The 19536-nt window shown below is 50.2% G+C and carries 14 protein-coding genes; 3 read left to right on the plus strand and 11 right to left on the minus strand.

Going from position 1 to position 19536, the window contains the following annotated elements:
- The 5 genes from OGV82_RS21470 to OGV82_RS21490 form a co-directional block, all read right to left on the minus strand.
- Positions 1–2838, minus strand: a complete 2838-nt coding sequence (locus OGV82_RS21470) for an anti-phage-associated DUF1156 domain-containing protein (protein ID WP_047459204.1) — start codon at positions 2836–2838, stop codon at positions 1–3.
- Entirely contained in the window at positions 2838–3425 is a 588-nt protein-coding gene (locus tag OGV82_RS21475; protein WP_047459203.1) for an anti-phage-associated DUF3780 domain-containing protein, read from the minus strand. The genes OGV82_RS21470 and OGV82_RS21475 overlap by 1 nt, the downstream gene beginning before the upstream one ends.
- Positions 3422–6490, minus strand: a complete 3069-nt coding sequence (locus tag OGV82_RS21480) for an anti-phage-associated DUF499 domain-containing protein (RefSeq protein ID WP_000860009.1) — start codon at positions 6488–6490, stop codon at positions 3422–3424. The genes OGV82_RS21475 and OGV82_RS21480 overlap by 4 nt, the downstream gene beginning before the upstream one ends.
- 24 nt (positions 6491–6514) lie before the next feature.
- A complete protein-coding gene (locus OGV82_RS23040) occupies positions 6515–6631 on the minus strand; it encodes an excisionase family DNA-binding protein (RefSeq protein ID WP_371417121.1) in 117 nt (38 codons plus the stop codon).
- A 453-nt stretch (positions 6632–7084) separates the two neighbouring features.
- The gene (locus OGV82_RS21490) at positions 7085–8368 is read right to left on the minus strand and encodes an ISL3 family transposase (protein WP_072025293.1); all 1284 of its coding nucleotides are present in this window, start codon (positions 8366–8368) and stop codon (positions 7085–7087) included.
- A 453-nt stretch (positions 8369–8821) separates the two neighbouring features.
- Here OGV82_RS21490 and OGV82_RS21495 point away from each other — a divergent pair, with 453 nt between their 5' ends.
- The 3 genes from OGV82_RS21495 (at position 8822) to OGV82_RS21505 (ending at position 12983) form a co-directional block, all read left to right on the plus strand.
- On the plus strand, positions 8822–9244 hold the full coding sequence (locus OGV82_RS21495) for a fosfomycin resistance glutathione transferase FosA7.5 (RefSeq protein ID WP_000941933.1): 423 nt from the start codon (positions 8822–8824) through the stop codon (positions 9242–9244).
- Between the two features lie 999 nt (positions 9245–10243).
- On the plus strand, positions 10244–11614 hold the full coding sequence (locus tag OGV82_RS21500) for a tyrosine phenol-lyase (RefSeq protein WP_047459198.1): 1371 nt from the start codon (positions 10244–10246) through the stop codon (positions 11612–11614).
- Positions 11615–11720: 106 nt separating this feature from the next.
- Positions 11721–12983, plus strand: coding sequence for an aromatic amino acid transporter (locus tag OGV82_RS21505; RefSeq protein ID WP_012134247.1), 1263 nt, complete (start codon positions 11721–11723; stop codon positions 12981–12983).
- Positions 12984–13390: 407 nt separating this feature from the next.
- Here OGV82_RS21505 and trpS read toward each other — a convergent pair whose 3' ends face one another.
- The 6 genes from trpS to OGV82_RS21535 form a co-directional block, all read right to left on the minus strand.
- Positions 13391–14398 carry a tryptophan--tRNA ligase gene (gene trpS, locus OGV82_RS21510; RefSeq protein ID WP_047459166.1) on the minus strand — a complete coding sequence of 336 codons (1008 nt, stop codon included), beginning with the start codon at positions 14396–14398 and terminating at the stop codon, positions 13391–13393.
- A gap of 253 nt (positions 14399–14651) precedes the next feature.
- Positions 14652–15842, minus strand: coding sequence for an MFS transporter (locus OGV82_RS21515; RefSeq protein WP_047459163.1), 1191 nt, complete (start codon positions 15840–15842; stop codon positions 14652–14654).
- A 116-nt stretch (positions 15843–15958) separates the two neighbouring features.
- A complete protein-coding gene (locus OGV82_RS21520; RefSeq protein WP_047459160.1) occupies positions 15959–16210 on the minus strand; it encodes a putative Se/S carrier protein in 252 nt (83 codons plus the stop codon).
- Positions 16207–16974, minus strand: coding sequence for a putative 2-hydroxyacyl-CoA dehydratase activator YjiL (yjiL, locus tag OGV82_RS21525; protein WP_047459158.1), 768 nt, complete (start codon positions 16972–16974; stop codon positions 16207–16209). The genes OGV82_RS21520 and yjiL overlap by 4 nt, the downstream gene beginning before the upstream one ends.
- A 9-nt stretch (positions 16975–16983) precedes the next feature.
- Positions 16984–18135: a double-cubane-cluster-containing anaerobic reductase gene (locus OGV82_RS21530; protein WP_047459155.1), complete on the minus strand. Its 1152-nt coding sequence runs from the start codon at positions 18133–18135 to the stop codon at positions 16984–16986.
- Positions 18136–18217: 82 nt separating this feature from the next.
- A complete protein-coding gene (locus OGV82_RS21535) occupies positions 18218–19498 on the minus strand; it encodes a DUF445 domain-containing protein (RefSeq protein WP_024130745.1) in 1281 nt (426 codons plus the stop codon).
- Positions 19499–19536: the final 38 nt, after the last annotated feature.

The following is a 19536-nucleotide window of genomic DNA, read 5'->3' on the forward strand; positions in this document are numbered from 1 at the left end:
TTACAACCTCTGGTTTCGAATGGCTTCCGCAAGGACACGCGCGCTGCTTGCTTCCTGCTCAGGGTTGAACGTTTTGGTACCTTTTAGACCTTCACGCTTTTCAGCCAGGTAATCCGCCATTTTGGCAAGCAGTTGCTTATTGGGCAGGTAATTCGGGCAGTTTTCCATGAGATGCAAAAGAACATCGTCTACTTCAACTTCTTTCGATATCTCAAATAAGGCATAAAGAAGGGCTCGCAGAGGAGTGCCAGTCATTTCGGCATCACCTGACATCATGGTACTTCTGAACTCGGTAGAAAGCTTTAGCCGAGCAGAGTTAGCCTTTGAGGCATCACTCATCAATTGATCAAAATGGTGAACCTTGAACGCCTTGGCGAAGTTCTGATAGTTATCCAAGGTTTTTGCACCCTGGTGTTCCATTTCGGCCATTTTCAGATAGAAGCGTTCAACCGCTTGAAGCTTCTGCCATTCGCTTTTCTCGAAGCCAACCGGCACCAAAAACTGAACTGCCGTTTGCACGGCGAAATCAATTAACTCATCAACAAAAGTTTTTTTGCCTTTTTGGCGTGGTGTCTCGGCTTCAGTCACCATGTCTTTACCGTCGATACGGGAATAAGCTGTCAGTACTTTCAACGCGGCTGCGTAACCAGCCATTTGCAGGTCAGCGTCGGTGTAGAGGCCTTCCGCGCCTTGGGAACGAACCTTCTTATCCAATCCGATTAACGATTCGACTTGCTCTTTAACGGCTTCTTCGATTTCCCAACCTAAATCATCGCGGAAGGTCTCTAATGCCTGATGGCGCTTGCGTAAAATGAGGATGATGGTGCCTTTTACGTTAGAACCACCACGTAATGCAGAGTCAGTTTCAGTAACTACGTACCATGCGGCAGTAACTTGAAGGCCGCTCGCCCAAATGATATTAGCCATGTCTGCCCAGATAGCGCCACTTTGATGGGTAAACATTAGCACCTGTAAACCATTGTCTGGCATCTTCTGCGCCATCTTGCGATAAGCAGCAACCATGCCTGTACGGAAACCCTCATCTTCTCCTTTTACCGCAAGAGATCGGCGACTATCCCAAGTCCAGTGGGCAAATTCCTTCGGCGGATTTTTCCTCAGCCAGGCAATAAAGAACTCTGTGATTTCTTCATACTTGACAGCATCGCCATATGGGGGATCAGTAATATAAATGTCGTTTTCCACATCTAACTCTGGCGCTGGATGTGAATTAACCACAAAGGAAACATTCTCGCTGATTCCACAGTGGTTGTGCTGAGCAGCCAAGATATTTTCGATAGATCCTGTTGCTCTAACTGGGTAGTTGTACAGAGTATTGAGTGCCTGATTATCAAATGTAGCCGCAGAACCACCACCACCACCGGCCTGGGGTCGCCAGCGAGTTAGCTTGGACAAGTGATTCATGCACTGCAAGAAGTTAAATTTTCCTTCTGCGAGTGAATATTTGTTCACCAAGCTCAAAAATAGCAACTGCCTTGGATGGAATAAATGGTGCCAATGAGTCCAGCCTCGCGTCCTGATTGGCTCATCCGTTTTATCGCCCGCTTCAATAACCATATCAGGAACAAGACCTTGCTTCTGCCAGTCATCTAATTTGGATGCGACATGTTCTATTACCTTTTTTTCGCGTTTTAAGTCGTCATTGGTTACAGTACGAAATTCGTAGTAATACTGCGATCCTTTAGGTTTTTTTTTCATCCATTGAACGCAAAATAATCTATCCTGAAAAATATCGTCAGGACGAGGAGCAAAGTCTGTTTTCTCCCACATTCGCAGCTTGTTTAGGTTCTCCTTGCCTTCTTTATAGTCACCGCGAATTGTTTTGATATTAACGCGATACTGAGTTTTTCCATCTGGCGAGTGAATTACCTCGCCATCTTGTATGGTGCCTGATTTATAGAACTCCAGTTCCTCATCAGTCGATACTTCACGGATACTAATATCATATCGCCTCTCAGCAGGAACGGGCTTAAGCTCAGCAACAACTCGAAAACTATTGCTGATAATCAAACTTGGAATTAAAGGCACACGCCAACCGGATTCAGGGCAGGTCACCTCAACGCAGTATAGGAATACCTTTGCTCGCCATCCTCGGCCATCGGACTCAATGTCAAGCTCATCAATCTCTTTTTGAACTTTCTTAACGATATCCCGTTGGGCTTTGTCTATTTCTACTCTTTTTTGCGCGCTCGCACCAACAACGTTCAAAGCGCCCCAAGTAAGCATGCAGGAGATCGGGTTTAAGTCAGAGGCATAGACATCGCAACCTAAGCGAGCAGCCTCAAACGGAATTTGACCCGAACCAGAAAATACATCTGCCACTCTTGGCCTATGGCCAAACCGTGCAACACCTAGTTCCTCAACTAGTTGCGCAAAAGTGTGAGCAGAAGTACCAAGATGATTGTTGACCCGCTTCCAAATATGGACGAAAAGAGATTCATCAATTTCTTCCGGGCGCTTAGCAATCCTGATTTGTTCGGCATAGGGTAAGACCAAGTAATCGCCGATTGTTTCTTGTTTTGATGCTGGTAGTGAAGCCTCAATTCTCTTTTGCATTGACTCAGAGTCGATGCCCATTAACAGCTCAAATACCTCTAAATCTTCAAGCGGGTTGTCAGTTGCTGGTAACAATGAGCCCAGAATGCACGCTTTGTTTAAGATGAGAGGTTTTCTGCCTTTCCAAAAAGCACCCAACGACACCAGCAACTGACCGTGGCTTGCCATTCGTTCTTTAAAGGTCTCGGCAGATATTTTTTGTACCGGGAACAGGTGCTCAATAAGAGACGGTTTGTCTCTCCATTCAAACGGTTGCAAGGCCATCAAAACTCTCCCTTTTCCATAAACCCAAACAGATCCTGGGTCTCATCTTCAACTTGTAGCTTTTTAGACTTGGGCTTCTTTTTGGTTTCCAATTTGATATTGGCTCCATCCGATAGCGCGCAATAGAGCGCTTTACGCCAGCCTCGTTGTGTTTGATCATCACGACCTGCTTCAGCTGCGGTTTTACTGTAAAGCCACCATCTTTCTTCTGGGCGTAAAGCCAGCCACTTTTGGCAAATAACCAGACATTCATCGGGTGAGGCATGTTCTGCTGCCCAGCCAAGAACGCACAACTCACGTCCAAGAAAGCGGTCAAGCTTCACTTTACCGGTAGACCAAGTACCGGAGCCTTGTTTCTTAATCTTTAGGCGAGCGTTAAAGTCACGGCGAACGTCATCGCGGATCTTAGTCCAGAGCTCTCTGGCTAATATCAGGCGACACTCTACTGTTTCTCGGCGAGAATCTTCACCGTCAAAGCCATAGTCTTCATAGATCACAACAGCGTCACGGGGCGCTGCGGGAATCTCCACATAGAAGTGATGCATACCGAATTCTGGCGGTGCCCCAAAATCAACGGTTTTATTCATCGTTGTTCCACCTCGCCATTACCGATTTCAATGCCAAGCTGCTTAACAAATTGCTCAAGATCATGCCCAGTCTGTGTGTAGGCTTTTTTGAAGGTCATGACCACAGGGGCTTCTGGACTTAACACGGTTTGCAAGTGCGTTAATACGGTTTCAATGAATTCGGCGCTGATTTTCATCTCACCTAGCGATATATGAATCACCTTTGGTGCAGATCCAACCATTAAGCTAATCTGCTCGAACTCAATGCCTTTCTCTTTGGCGATTTTCAAACCCTCGTAGGTTTTTGCCGAGCTATCCATACGTTTGGGTGAGGGGCTGACCAGAGTGGCGGGCTTATCTTTTATGATCGGTATTTCTTTAGAACCTGCTGCCGCAAAGGTGAAATTTCGCTTCTCTTCTAAGCCATCACATTCAGCAAAGACATAGATAGTGGCTTCCTGATCAGCGAGCTGGATTGGCACGGTGTAGGTTTCACCATTACGTGCTTCTGAACCATCTAGGGTGTACTTGATTGTGCCACGGGGGGCAACGAACAATTCGACTGTTCTCGCCACTTCGTCAAAGCGATTGCGTAATGTCAGTCGATTTTTCCAGGTGGTTGGGTTTCCAGTAAGGTTTTTACCGGTAGGGTCTACTGCCAAAAACTGCACTCGCAATGCTTTGGTTGCTAGCGTGTTATCACTAAGTACTGGGCTGCTTTCGGTAACTTCGTCATCTTCAGCATAATGAATGCGTGGGCTGTTACCTGCATTAGCCACGCCGATTTTAAGACGAACGGTGCCGGCATCATCCGGTGATGAGTCCTCGCTGATGATTACCTCAGTGGTTTTTGGCTTGGGCTTTTTCGTAATATAGCCATTGCCTAAATCCTCCCATACACCTCGCTGGTATGCCTCGATAGCGAGTTGATCGAAGCCACGGCTTGGCAACCAAGGCATCTGTGTTTTTTGCTTCATCTTATCGAGCAAATCTGTCTTTCTTGCCTCATCCAAAGTACCGAACAGCAATGACTCTGCTCGGGCTCTCAGTGCGTCGAAATTTTCGTTAATCTGGGTGTAAAGCTTGATGGGGTCGGACGTGAGAGTCTTCACGACTTGGCGTTCACCGTTGTATGGTTCGTTGGATGGATAGGTGCTATCCAGCGCTTTAGGCCGTAAAACGTCTTCACCTCGATTGTTACCGGGGAACAGGAGCTTATCGAATACAGAGAGCACTGTAGTTTGGAAGTCCTGCTCATACTGTGCTTTCTTCTCATCCAACTCTTTGCGCTGCGGATGTGATGCTGTAATTTCGTTGTCTGCCTTGGTAACAGCATAAACATGGCGTGCAGCCTTTTCTATACTGGCAATAGAGGATTTATCGCCCGTTAATACCAGAATGTTGTTTTTGTTTACCAAGCCCTTAAAGAAGTTGCCGACTACACCAGGTGGTGTTTTGCCATCTGGGCTGATTATTAACAGGGCACGACCACTCCTCAGTGTGGCCTGTGCTTCATCCATTTCAGGGAGTGGTAGTACTTTTTCGTATGCTTCTTTCGTGACTGGTCTATACATTTCCTCTAGTCGGTGACGAATTAATTCATCAACCTTATTTTGAGGTGCTTTGTCGGCATATCCCTGAAGCTTTTTGGTGAGATTTTCTTGGTGACTGAAGTAATTGCGCCCTTCTTGTGTTTGATGCAAATACCAAGCTGATTTAGCAAGTTCAGTGAATGCGTTTCGGTAGTCACTACCCTGATGGTTAGGATCAATCAAACATTCCAGCATTTCGCTCTCGGTTAAGCCCTTAACTGAGTTCACTGCGGTGGAGAGGCTGGCTGTTAGCAATAGCGTACCAACCTGTTGTGCATAGTGGTTGCCGTTATTGAGGTCAATGATCTGAGCATGAGCGCTGTCGGTGGAGTCCCAAAGATCTCTTGCGATAACATCGCGCATTTCTGAAATTTCAGCCAGCTTCTCACGAACATCGTGTATCGAAAGATCAAAGTGTTGGGCACCGATCAAATACACCTCTTCATCGCTTTCCCACACCGATTTAAGCAGTCTAGAAACCAACTCCATCAAACCACGGGTTTGTTTGAACTTTTCGTTTTCTTTGAACAAAGCAACGATGCTTTTAAAGCTTGGGTGGAATGGGTAAGTAGATTCGATGTCATTTGCCAATGCTTCTGCACTGCGCTCTACGGTCTTGGCTTTAGCGGCTTCCGCAAGTCTTGATGCATAGATCGACGCAATTTCAGAGACCTCATTTTTGTCTGGCAGAGACAAAAACAAACGTTTACGCAGAATCTCGTAGATTTCATTGGATTCGAGGTTTACCGGCGTAATGGATACCTCGGCGCGCCCGAGTTCTTGCGTAGCATCATCCAATGCACGCTGAATCAGTTTGCCTCCTGTATCGTAAGCTGCCTCAAGATCGGAAACTACAATACATACATTCTTTTTCTTCTGCGCTGCGGTCAACATATTGGAAAAAGCCCGTGTCACTACATCAGCTATAGTTCCTTGCCCAAGGACTTGGGTGCTGTAGTAGTGGAAGTATGGTGGCATTTCATCCAACAAGATTAGGATGGGTTCCTCACCATCAAAAATATTTATCCATGCTTGTTCATCGGGAGCTTTGGCTCCGGATTCCCAGTACTCCCTGAATACACCCTCTCGACCTAGCTGCCGAGCGATCTCTCCCCAGAAATAGGAATGAGGATTATTGCGTCCATTGAATGCTGCTATTTTGGCTGAGCCAAAATCTGATTGGTATGGCATTGATCCTAAGTGGCTATTTCGAAGGGCAGCATCTTTTGCTAATAAACCAAAGCCGACCATCAAGTGGGTTTTACCACCACCCATAGCTTGCTTCAGGTGGAAAACAGTATCGTTTGATTTACCGGCTAAGCGTGCCATACCCTTGGAGAGCAAAGTTTTAAAACCGTCAGTGATGAAGGTCTTTTTAAAGTACTCTTGGCCATTGGTGTCGTTGATGATTTGATCAAGCTGTTCAATCTGGTCGCCGACATTGATTTCCAAGGCCTTCGGTTGCAACTGGCATGCACTACGTACGGTTTTCATTAAACTGCTCCTAAATTTGCTTTTTTATTCTTGATTACTGTTTTCGCCAGCTTTGCCATCGCGTATCCAGCCATCTACTTCATCCTTTTTAAATTTCCAAAGGCGTCCAATCATGTGTGCAGGTATACCTTTCTTTGCGATCTACTTGTATACCGTGTCTCGCTTAATCGCGAGGTAATCTGCAATCTCATCAACGGATAACCATCTGTTTTCCACTTTGGACTTCATTGGGCATTTTTTGGGCAAAAAAGGTTGAGGAACCACATAGTTATAGGGTTACATCGTAACAAACGAGGCTTAAAATTGTCAGGATAGAATAGTAATAGTTATTGTAAGCGTAAAGCCACTGCCGCCTGTGATTCTGGTCCCAATATCGTTAGATTGGAACTCTTTCTAAACCAGATGGAGTTATATTCATGGAAAACGCTGCAGTCTGGCGAACTGAATCACGCACGGTCTACTCCATACGCATCCGCCCACAGTATACCTCGGAAGCTGGCCAGATGTGGCAGTGGATGGACGCCTTTTCTGTCCGGGCTGTACGCTGTTACTAACTGTGCGAAAGTGGGGCTTCCGCAACTTGGGTGGAACCTTTCAAGCCAAAGGACTCATCACCCGTTGCCTCAGTAACTCGAACCCGGCACGCCCGTACATCTGCCGCTTCAACATTTTCAGCTGATTTACATGCCCTTCAACTACACCGTTACTCCATCTGCTGATAATGGCTGCACATATTGCTGCTGCATCAGCTTCCATCCCGCCTGCAACGCGCTGAAGCTCAACAGAGCCGCTTTCGCTGACATGAGTGAACCACCTACTTAGCATTGGCTTGTTTTTGGTTTTCAGGATCCGGTAGAAGTCCAACGCCAGTTGCTGTGCTATTTTCAGTTGCGGCTCTTTTTCACACATCAGCCCGATGAAGCGGGAGGCATAATTTTCTTCGCCCCTTATTATTCGCCAGGGCATCAACCAATGGCTCACGCGTGAAGCTGATGGAAGACGGGCTGGCGCACTAACCAGGGCAGCCCTATCGTTATGCCATTTGGCAACCTCATCCCTGACGGTTGTTTCGCTACCCGTGAAGCCATTTGCCGCCATTTCTCTCCATATCTGGCTGGCATTATGATCGCCACTTTCGCGCCGTTCTTCCAGCCACTCACGCCAGGGATCCAGAAGGCCAGGTTTCGGAGGCCGGGTCGACATTTCAGGGAATGTACCGGACTGGAGCCAGCGATCTGCCACCAGTCTGGCCTGAGGAGCACCTTCACGTGCCGCTGTAGCATAGATACCACCTCGATCGCGTGAGACAACCTGTATTTCTGGATATTTTCTAAACCAGGCAGCCAGCGTACGCTGATCGCGGCTAGGGAGCAGGACGAGGGGACGGTGAGTATCAAGATTGACTATTAACGTGCCGTCACGATGGCCTCGATGCCATGCCCACTCATCGATACCGACATGAGGCGTGCCAGGCAGTTTCGTCTCCGGAGTATTGACCACCCTGCGAAGAAGAGTATCTGCGCTGGTCCGGAGATCCGCTGCCGTTGCAGCCCGTCTTCCAGCCTCACCACCGGTGCTTAATCCCAGTTGGCGCTGTAAATTTTGCAACGCCTGCGAAGACTGCTGCCGGGAACCGGCGAAGGGTGCCAGCGACTCGGCAAAAATTTTACGTGAACAGGATGGGTTATGGCAGTACCAGTGGCGGACGGCAAATGCCAGCCAGAGCGTGCGCCCTGAACAGGGTAGATGCTGTATCCGACGACGTCGGCAGCTGTGAACGGAACTGCTGCGTTTAAGGCATTCAGGACAATGAGCTGTCTTCCGGGAGGAGCGTAGATTGATGGTCACTCCAACAGGATCAACGGATTGTTGGGTCAACCCCCATCAACAGGGCAGTTGAAAAAGCTTCTTAAGTGAGGGCATTGTGTTATCCATAACTTCAAGCAGCTTAGATCCTTGTTAACTAAAAAGTTTCATCAATATTTTTCCACCCAAGTTGCGGAAGCCCCACTTTCGCACCGTTAGTAACAGCTTGCTACGACGGTAGCTCTCTTTTGTGGTATAACTCCATCCTCATTATTTTGTGATAACGGTTTCCCCTTGGCTCACTTAGGTGGCAATGGGTTAATCTTGGTTCGCGCGAATTTGTACTCGTTGCGCAGTTTCTGCAGTGCCTTGGTTGCTCGTCATTCAGCTCATAGCTCATGTATAGCCGAGTTATAAGTTTAGATTAGGTATAAAGCAACGCAGTCCATGTATCAAATATCTCAATTTACCTTTTTTTGAGATAGAGTGTTCCCTGTTAATACCTAATAATTTATAGGTATCCCTATGCTTCAATCTCTGAACCACTTAACGCTTGCTGTCAGTAATTTGCAAAGTAGCCTGACATTCTGGCGCGATTTGCTGGGGTTGCAGTTACATGCTGAGTGGGGTACAGGTGCTTACCTTACCTGTGGTGACCTTTGGCTCTGTCTTTCTTATGACGTATCCCGTAGCTACGTGGCCCCACAGAAAAGTGACTATACCCATTACGCATTCAGCATTGCGCCAGAAGATTTTGAGCCGTTCTCATATAAGTTGAAACAGTCGGGAGTGACGGTCTGGAAAGACAATAAAAGCGAAGGGCAATCTTTCTATTTTCTTGACCCGGATGGCCACAAGCTGGAGCTGCATGTGGGAGATTTAGCATCTCGACTGGCGCAGTGCCGGGAGAGGCCTTACTCTGGAATGCGTTTCGGTCCTGGAAAATAATCACGCAACTTTGTGATCTCCCACGCAGTATTCAATTTTATGTCCCATTCTGGGGGCAAATCCCCAAAGTAAAACCTCACAACTCATTTATTTTCAACAAATTAAACCAAAAGGCGAGTCCGGCCTTCGCACTTATCCCCTTAACACCTCTCTCATGTACCATTCTACAAGCCCTTCCTGTTCATAATTCTTTCACACTTACGGCACGTCAATCAGCTTGTCGGCAGAACACAGAACAGCCTGTCGATAATCCTGCCTCCATTCATCATCTTCGACATCTGTATGTGCATAGTCTCGTCTGGTCCAATCGTTCCTTTATCAAAACTTTTATGATGGGCCACATTGTTTACGTGTCTGTTGGATAGCGAATCCTACCTCGTCAGCAGAGAGTCATGTTCTTCATCAAAACCACTGGCAACGTTGTGTTCGACGGTCTCTTTTTATTCTCAAACTACGTGAACTTTGCTGCTTATCTACTCTCCCCAAATCCATGCCAAAAAATGTGAACCTCATCCCTGAAGCAAATCGTAATCTCTGAAATCGATCTGTATCGTAAACTTTACTTTACACTTTTAGTGATGTAAGTCACAAAATTAAGCACGGAGGGTGATCGCAATCTCACAATAGCCTGGTATACAAAATCGACAATGTGAGCGGAAAAGAGGCTGGAAAGTTAAGTTTTCACTGCTTTCTCTCTTTTACCGCGTCTGGAGGGAAACTGCAATTCAAAAGATAAAAAATAACTTGTTGAAATTGAGTCAGTAAAAAAATGGTATGTGATTTAAATCACGCGTATTTACAGATTTTATGATTTACGCCAATGGCGAATATTGACGGAGCTATTTTCTTCATGAATTAAATCTTGCATAGTGCCCTCACATTATTTCTCCCCCTGAATCAGGAGGCGGATAGTTATATTCCATCAATCTTTATTGATGGACCAGGTATGCTTTACTTCACATTAATACGAACATGACCACTGTTAACTGGAGAAACAAAATGAATTATCCGGCAGAACCCTTCCGTATTAAAAGCGTTGAAACTGTATCTATGATCTCGCGTGATGAGCGCATCCAAAAAATGCAGGAAGCGGGCTACAATACCTTCCTGTTGAACTCGAAAGATATCTATATCGACCTGCTGACGGACAGTGGTACGAACGCCATGAGTGATAAGCAGTGGGCCGGGATGATGATTGGTGATGAGGCCTACGCAGGCAGTGAAAACTTTTATCATCTGGAAAGAACGGTTCAGGAGCTGTTTGGCTTTAAACATATTGTTCCTACGCACCAGGGGCGCGGGGCGGAAAACCTGCTATCGCAGCTGGCGATTAAACCGGGGCAATATGTTGCGGGGAATATGTATTTCACCACCACGCGTTATCATCAGGAAAAAAATGGCGCCACCTTTGTGGATATCGTCCGTGATGAGGCGCATGACGCCGGTCTGAATATCGCCTTTAAAGGCGATATCGATCTTAAAAAGCTGCAAAAACTGATTGACGAAAAGGGCGCCGAAAATATTGCCTATATCTGCCTGGCGGTGACGGTGAACCTTGCGGGCGGTCAGCCGGTCTCGATGACGAATATGCGTGCCGTCAGGGAGTTGACGCAGGCGCATGGCATTAAAGTCTTCTACGATGCAACCCGCTGCGTAGAGAACGCCTATTTCATCAAAGAGCAGGAAAAAGGCTTTGAGAACAAGAGCATCAAAGAGATCGTCCATGAGATGTTCAGCTACGCCGATGGGTGTACCATGAGCGGGAAAAAAGACTGCCTGGTGAATATCGGTGGGTTCCTGTGCATGAACGATGATGAGATGTTCTCGGCGGCTAAAGAGCTGGTGGTGGTATATGAAGGGATGCCATCCTACGGCGGTCTGGCCGGGCGCGACATGGAAGCAATGGCCATTGGTCTGCGTGAATCCATGCAGTTTGAGTACATTGAGCACCGCGTGAAGCAGGTTCGTTATCTGGGCGATAAGCTGAAGGCGGCAGGTGTGCCGATTGTTGAACCGGTAGGCGGCCATGCGGTATTCCTCGATGCTCGTCGCTTCTGCGAACACCTGACCCAGGACCAGTTCCCGGCGCAGAGTCTGGCGGCAAGCATTTATATGGAAACGGGCGTGCGCAGCATGGAGCGTGGCATCATCTCCGCAGGGCGTAATAAAGAGACGGGCGATCACCACCGGCCAAAACTGGAAACGGTACGCCTGACTATTCCACGCCGCGTTTATACTTATGCGCATATGGATGTGGTGGCCGATGGCATTATTAAACTCTATAAGCATAAAGAGGATATTCGCGGGCTGAAGTTTATTTATGAGCCTAAGCAGTTGCGCTTCTTTACTGCACGTTTTGATTATATTTAATGATATTGATAGCCCCATTTTTAAATGGGGCTTTTTGTTTTTTATTATCCGAAGATGTACAAATGACAGCCGTAATTATAATTAATAGTCAACAGGAACATTTATCATGGATATTAATGCCATTGAACGACAGAGTTCCCCCGGACTTATTAGCGGGACGATGCTTGTCATCGCAACGGTAGTCGGCGGGGGCATGTTCTCCCTGCCTATTGCGATGGCGGGAGTCTGGTTTCCCGGCGCCTCTGTTATTCTGATCGTTATTGCCATCATGATGTTATTAACCGGCCTGATGCTGGTGGAAGTGAACCTTCACTATGGTGCCGGAGCCAGTTTTAACACCTTTACTCAGGATCTATTAGGGCGAAAGTGGAATATCGTGGTTGGCATCGCCTTTGGTTTTGTACTCTATATTTTAACCTATGCGTATATCTCCGGGTCATCGGCGGTGATGGCGCAGACGGTGTTTAAATATAGCGGTTTTCGTTTCCCGGCAAACATCTCCGTTATTGTCGTCAGTATGCTGGTTGGCGTAATCGCCTGGTATAGCTCGCTGCTGGTCGGGCGGATCACCACCATTCTGATCGTCGGTAAGTTTGTGGCGTTCTTTGCCACGTTCTCCGGGCTAATCGGCCATATTGAGGTGGCGAAACTGGTCGATAGCGTCGCCATCGCACTGCCGAATACGCAATATCTGCCCTATATTCTGATGACGCTGCCGTTCTGCATTATCTCCTTTGGTTTTCACGGCAATGTGCCGAGTCTGGTGAAACTGTATGGCACCCACGGCGTATCCCATATTACGCGTTCCATCGTGATTGGCACCCTGTTTGCCGTGCTGCTCTATATCTTCTGGCTGGCGGTGACGATGGGCAATATCAGCCGCGCCGAGTTTTCGCCGATCATTGCCAAAGGCGGCAATATTGATGTGTTTGTGGAAGCCATCAGTGGGCTGTTTACCAGTCGCTATATGGATTTAATCCTGACCTTTTTCGGTAACTTTGCCGTTGCCAGTTCGCTGCTGGCCGCTACGCTGGGTCTGTTTGATTATATTGCCGATCTGTTCCACTTCCCGGATAACGGCATCGGCAGGCTGAAAACCGCGCTGGTGACCTATTTCCCGCCCGCTGCCGTCTGTTTCTTTTTCCCGAATGGTTTTGTCCACGCGATTGGCTATGCGGGACTGGCGTTTACCATCTGGAGCGTGATCCTGCCGCCATTTCTGGTGAAAGCGTCCCGTAAGCGTTTTGCCACGGCGCGTTATACCGCCCCCTGTAACAATACGGTGCTGAATCTGGTGATTGTCGGCGGAGGGATTGTGTATCTGACGGTGGTGCTGGATGTGTTTGGTTTACTGCCGACGTTCCGTTAGCGGGAGGCGCTATGTTTCTGACATTACTCAGGTTACAGCATCCGCTGGTTTATCGTTACGCCTGGCTGAGGGTGTGGGTGGTGGTGTTAAGAAAATGCGGACTGCGCAAGAATAAAACTCATAAAAGCAATCAGGCCTGTCGCTGACAGGCCTGCCTGGATTTACACCCGGAAGTAGCGTGGTGGAATCAACGTTGAGAACGCGTCGATCTTCTTCACCATCTTTTTCCAGAACAACATAACAACAATCCTCTGTTTAAAATGCAGGCGCTATTTTAGTCAGCGCAGGCATTGCGTAAAAGATCGCCGCGTCGTTCTTATCGTGTGCGCGGTGTAAAGCTTTTTGTTCACTCTGCAAAATGTGGAGGAGTAACACGATCGGCAACCCTGCCGCCGGGTTGACAAGCGTTAAAATAGTACGGGCAATCCCAGCCCGCGTTTCACTTCCCGTAGTGTTGTCTGTGTGACCTCATGCGCCCGTTCACTGCCTTGTTGCAGTATCTGCATCAGCATGCCTTTATCCTGAATATAGGTTGCCCGCCGCTCGCGCATTGGGGCAATCAACTCCTGCAAACAGGCTTCCAGTTCGTTTTTACAGGTGCGATCGCCAAGCCCGCCCTGCTGATAATGCGCTTTCATCGCCGCGACTTTCGTTTTGTCCGGGTGAAAGGCATCCAGCCAGGTGAATACGACATTTCCTTCGATCTGACCCGGATCGCTGACGTTAAGGTGGTGAGGATCGGTGTACATGGCGCTAACCGCTTTGTGGATCGTCTCTTCACTGGCGGAGAGTTGCAGGGTATTGCCGAGAGATTTTGACATTTTAGCGCCGCCATCGATGCCGGGCAGGCGGCCGGTGTCGCTCAGAATCGCCTGACAGTGGCGTAGCAGCGGGGCAGGCAGCAGGCTGTTCATCTTGTGTACGATTTCGTTAGTCTGCTCGATCATCGGCAACTGATCGTCTCCTACGGGCACATATTCCGCTTTAAACGCGGTGATATCCGCCGCCTGGCTGATGGGGTAGACCATAAATCCGACCGGTAACGAGCGGGTAAAGCCTTTCTGCGCAATTTCATTTTTCACCGTCGGATTACGCTCTACGCGGGCGACAGTGACGACATTCATATACAGCATGGTCAGTTCCGCCAGTGCAGGTAAGGCGGATTGCAGGCAGAGCGTGGTGAGTTCAGGGTCGATTCCGGCAGCCAGATAATCCGCCAGCACTTCCGGGGTGTTGTCGCGGATCTTTTGCGGGTTCGTACCGTTATCGGTCAGCCCTTGCAGATCAGCAATCAGCACAAATTGTTGATGGGTATGCTGCAAGGCAACGCGCTGGCGCAGTGAGCCAACGTAGTGCCCGAGGTGCAGGGTGCCCGTAGGGCGATCGCCGGTCAGAATGGTGGGTTTTGTGTTCATCAAAGACTCCTTTACGTGAAAAAACCGAAAGACGTCTCTGGAACGCAATAGCCGCCTTTCGGCGGCTATTAATACGGGGATAAAACAGAACCGTGCCGCCTTTAGTCAGGCAGCCACCAGCGGTTATGGCGTTGGGGAATCGCAGTCTGTTTGTTCATAAAAATGACCGTATCACGGTTAAGCGCAGGGGTAAACCTGCTATGTCAGGGTTGTTAATGGGCAACCTGTTCACTCTGCTTGCCATCAGCGCTCTTCAGCATTCTCTTTTTTGCGTAAACTGCCGCTGCTTAACAAGTTGAATCATGCTGATGACGGCGCCGAAAAATAAAGCCGCAGCGCCGCAAAGCGTTGCGCTGGCGATCGCCTCCGTGCCGCTGCCTAACAGGCTGGTTAACAGTGGGCCGACGATCTGACCGATGCCGTAGGTGAGCGTGACAAGACCCAACAGATTGATATTCCCCGGCACGCTCAGTTGCCGCGCCAGCGGCATCACCAGCGAGGTTGTCCCCATGAACGTCGCGCCAAAACCAATGCTGCTGATAATAAGAAGCGGCAGTGCGTCGCTGGCGAGCGTGAGTATGACGCAGACTCCCTGAATCAGCAGATTCGCCGTCAGGCATTGTAATACGCCCCAGCGCTTTGCCGCCCACAGCCAGCCAAAACAACCGGGAACGATCGCCAGTCCCACCAGTGACCAGAGATGGGCGGTGAGTAGCGGCGAGCCCGCGTTTTTCGCCATCAGCGGCAGATAGGTGGCGACGATGATGTAGCCAAATCCGGCGAAGCCATACAGCAGCGCCAGTTGCCACCAGCGCATCAGCGGATTATGCGTCGGCGCCGGAGGAGCGGGCGGCAACGCGTGGGCGCGGGCAGGGATGAGGAACGCCAGGAGCAGCAGTAACACGGCGGAGATAACGGCTGCGCCTGACCACAGCGCATGGGAAGAAAGCGTATAGCGTAAACCGGCGATAACATACTCGTTGCCCAGCAAGATACCGGCGCCAACGCCGGAGAAAAGCGACGCAATCACAAACGGGTGACGGGTATGTTGCAGGACGATCATCGAGCCAAAAATCATCATTCCGGCGCTGGCGACCCCGGCCAGAAAACGGATCAGCATCACGATGGCAGGTTGCGTAAATATCGCCATCGCAAGGATTAATCCTCCGGTTGCTACCGCCGATGTCAACAGCATTGGCCGTAAGCGAGAAGGGAGGTGAAAGGCGCCGAAGGAGAACAACAGGCTGCCCGCCAGATACCCCGCGTAGTTGGCGCTGGCAATCCAGGAAAGCGCCGCGAAGGTAAACTGACCTTCAGACAGCAGGACTGGTAGCATAGGGGTATACAGAAAACGTCCGATCCCCATTCCCAGCGTTAGTACCATTAAGCCGAAGAGTGCCGTACTGATGGCATGACGGTTTGAATCGGCATTGCCCTGAACCATACTTGCTCTCACTTAGCGCGTTAATTTGTGTTTGTTATATTACATGTGTAAATGATAATAAAAAGTAAAAAATAGAGGGTGTGTGAGAGCCTGGCAAGGCATACGCGTTGGGAAATTCAGCAGGCGTCGATCGTTTTTACGCAGTGCCAGCCATCATCCATGCAGCGATAGATGGATTCGGTATGACCGGGGATAATCCACTGCGTTTCTTCGCCGGGGGCGCAGCGCAGGTAAATACATAACCCGCAGCCGCCGCGTAGCTGGCGTGGAATATCCGCCACCCGAAAGGTCATTCCCGCAGCCTGAAGCGCTTTGCGGGTCTGAATGACGCCCACCGTCGAATGAAATAAAAACAGATATTCCGTCATCCGCGTTTTCTCTGGCGTTGACCAATCAGCGCCGCACCAATGGCCCCGGCAAACTGCGCGTCAGGATGGGTGTAAACCGGCATCGCAACGTGGCTTTCCAGCATACGCGCGAATGCCGCACAGTGGCTGACGCCGCCGGTAAACAGCAAAGGTCCCCCGGCAGACAGTCGGCCGATAAAATTAGCGCTACGTCTGGCCATCGCGTTGATCACGCCGGAAAGAATGGCTTCTGGCGCAACGCCCGCAGAGCGCAGGCTGATCACTTCAGACTCGGCAAAAACCGTGCACATGCTGGTGATGGCATGAGGCTCAACGCCGTCGGTGATCGTATCCAGTTGATCCACGCTGGCGCCGAGGGTGCGCGAAATCACCTCCAGAAAACGCCCGGTTCCGGCGGCACATTTATCATTCATCAGAAAGTCGGTGAGATTACCGTCGTTATCTAGTTGAATAACCTTGCTGTCTTGGCCGCCAATGTCGATGACCGTGCGGGTTTCAGGAGCCAGAAAGCGCGCCCCCAGCCCGTGGCAGGAGATTTCCGTCACCTGTTTATCGGCAAAATCAACCAACTGGCGTCCGTAGCCGGTTAGCGTCAGAAACGGGCGCGTGTCCAGCCCTGCGCTTAGCGCTTCCCACGCCTGGTGGATAGCATCGGCGGGGCGAAACGGCGTGGGGCAGAGGAAACGGCGTGTGATAACACCCTCCGCCAGCAAAACGCCTTTTGTCGCCGTGGAGCCGGAATCAATGCCAATCGAATACGTCACGGGCGCTCCTTACAGCATTTCGATAAAGGCCGCGACGCGGGTGCTGAGTTGCCCGATATCCGAAGTGGAGTAGTCCGTTTCGATGGCGATATAAGGGATGTTGTGCTGCTGGCGTACGTGGCGCTTAATCGCCATAGACTCAACGGCATAGGTATGACAGGCCTGCAAAATCACATCCACGACGCCGTCCGCCTGATACTCCTCTACCATCTGGCTGAGCAACGTCAGCCGCTGGTCGTTGGGCGAAATGCAGGAACAGCCAATTGCGAGGTATTTGTCGGTCAGCGCGTCATAGGCATCGCCCGTCTCTTCAACGCACTGTTCGGTGGCTTTTGCCCCCGTGCAGTTTTCAAATCCGACGACCCAACCGCCGTTTTCTTCAATGGCGCGTACCACTTTTTCTGCCGCGCCGCCAATCGGGCAGCCGGTGATCAGAATACGCGGGCGGGCGTCCAGCCGCTTGCCGTCCTGCCACTCCTGGCGCACGCGGTCAGCCATGCCGTTGAGCTCGTCGATAAGCGCTTCTTTATCAAAACGAAACGTCGCGCCGTACACCACTTTCAGGATATCGCTGCCGCTAAGAGCAGGAGGATTAAGCTGGCCGACGCGGTAGAAATTGGCCAGCGCGCGGCGTTCGCGGTTTTTCAATACGATCGCATCGCGCAGGGCGGCTTCGCTGATGGGGCGGCCAAAATGCGTTTCCACAGCCTGTTGCAGACGCAGGATCTCTGCTTTCCATAACGCACGGGAGGCGGCGTCATTGGCGCTGTTGGGCAGTTGCATGACGTGTACGGCCTTAAATTCGGCCATGTATTCGTACATTTTCTTTTTGCCGTCGCAGGTGGTTTCGCCCACCACCAGATCGGAAAAATAAAAGTAGGGGCATTTGTCCGTTTTGCCGAAGCCGTAGCTGCTTTTGATCAGCGGACACAGGTTGCGCGGCAGATCCTTTTCGGCTTCTTCGATGGTTTCGTCCGACGTTGAACACAGGGAAACGACAACCGCACCCGCCGCCATTGGGATCTCCTGCGGCATAAACGTGCAGTAGGTGCCGACCAGCGGGGTCCCCTGTTCTTTAAGATCCATGACGGTGAGAAAGCCTTTCTGACGGGCGTCGGAGAACTGGTTAAAAATGGCGGGTAGATCGGTGATAAGCGACATGGTTTTCCTTCCCCGTAACACGGGAGACAATGAAAAGACCACGCATTATAACCCTGTAAAAACCAGGTGTTTATTGATCTGCTTAAAAGTTGGGTAACGTCAGCAGGGACGGTATTTGCGACAGCAGATACAAGACCAGCCCGATGGAGCCGCCGACCAGCGTGCCGTTGACGCGGATAAACTGCAAATCTTTGCCGATGTTCAGCTCTATCTGGCGTGACATATCGCGGGCATCCCAGCTCTTTACCGTGTCGCTGATGTGGCGCGTCAGAAACGCGGCGAACTCCGGCGCGACCCGGTGCGCAGCCTGTTCCAGATGGCCGTTGAGCGAAGCGCGAAGGGCATCATCCGCCACCAGCGTCTCGCCGAACCATTGCCCGGCATGGGCGATCCGCTGCTTCACGCGGGAACCCTCTGCGTTAATATCTGCCTTCAGCCACTGGCGTAAATCAGCCCAGAGTTCACCAAGATAATGGTTAAACGCCTCATCTTCTTTCAGGTACGCTTTGATGCTTTCCGCCCGGGAGGCCATCTCTGGATCGTTTTTGAGTTTGTCGATCAGCTTAAAGGTGGCGCGATCGAAGGCGTGGCGGATCTGGTGCGCCTGGTCGTGGCTGATATCATCCAGCAGCGAATTCACTGCGTCGGAAACCAGTTCTGCGCTGTGTTCCCCCAGCCATTCGGTCGGTAAAATTTTTGCTTTTAGCGGATGTTCCGTCTCCAGCCAGCGCACGATTTGCTGTGCGATAAACGCGCGTGAGCTGTCGCGCTGAAGCAGGGCGATCAACTGCGCGATCAGGGTGTCCAGCAGTACCTGATGACGATCGTTTTTGGTCATGCTCTCCAGCATTAACGCGCTGGTGCCAGAGAAGTCCACTTTATCGATCGCTTTGTGTACCGCCCGCTTGAGCAGGCGCTGAATACGGGCGTCGTCCGTCAGTTCGAGAAAACCGCTCATGATTTGCAGCAAATGCATCCCAACCCGCCGGGCGTTATCCGGCTGACTGAACCAGTTGCCGATCAGCAAGGCCGGTTCATGACGGCGAATGAGCGCGACCAGCGACTGGGTATCAAGAAATTTCTCCTGCACGAACTGGCCAAGATTTTCGCCGATTCGATCCTTATTACGCGGGATAATGGCGGTATGCTGCGCGATAAACGGGATCGGCACCCGACGAAACAGCGCCACGACGGCGAACCAGTCCGCCAGTGCGCCCACCATTGCCGCTTCCGCAATGGCTTTAATGCCGAGTACCCAAAAATTTGGCGGCAGGAAAAGCGTCGTGATGAACGTGGCGGCGGCAATCAGCAGCAGCGAGAGCGCCAGTTGTTTGGCGCGTTTGAGTTCAGCAATTTTATTCATAGCGTTAAGGATAGAGCCAGACGGGGGGATCGTGCAAA

Origin of the sequence: Citrobacter sp. CK191, from assembly GCF_030333435.1 — a bacterium.
Classification (GTDB): domain Bacteria; phylum Pseudomonadota; class Gammaproteobacteria; order Enterobacterales; family Enterobacteriaceae; genus Citrobacter_B; species Citrobacter_B koseri.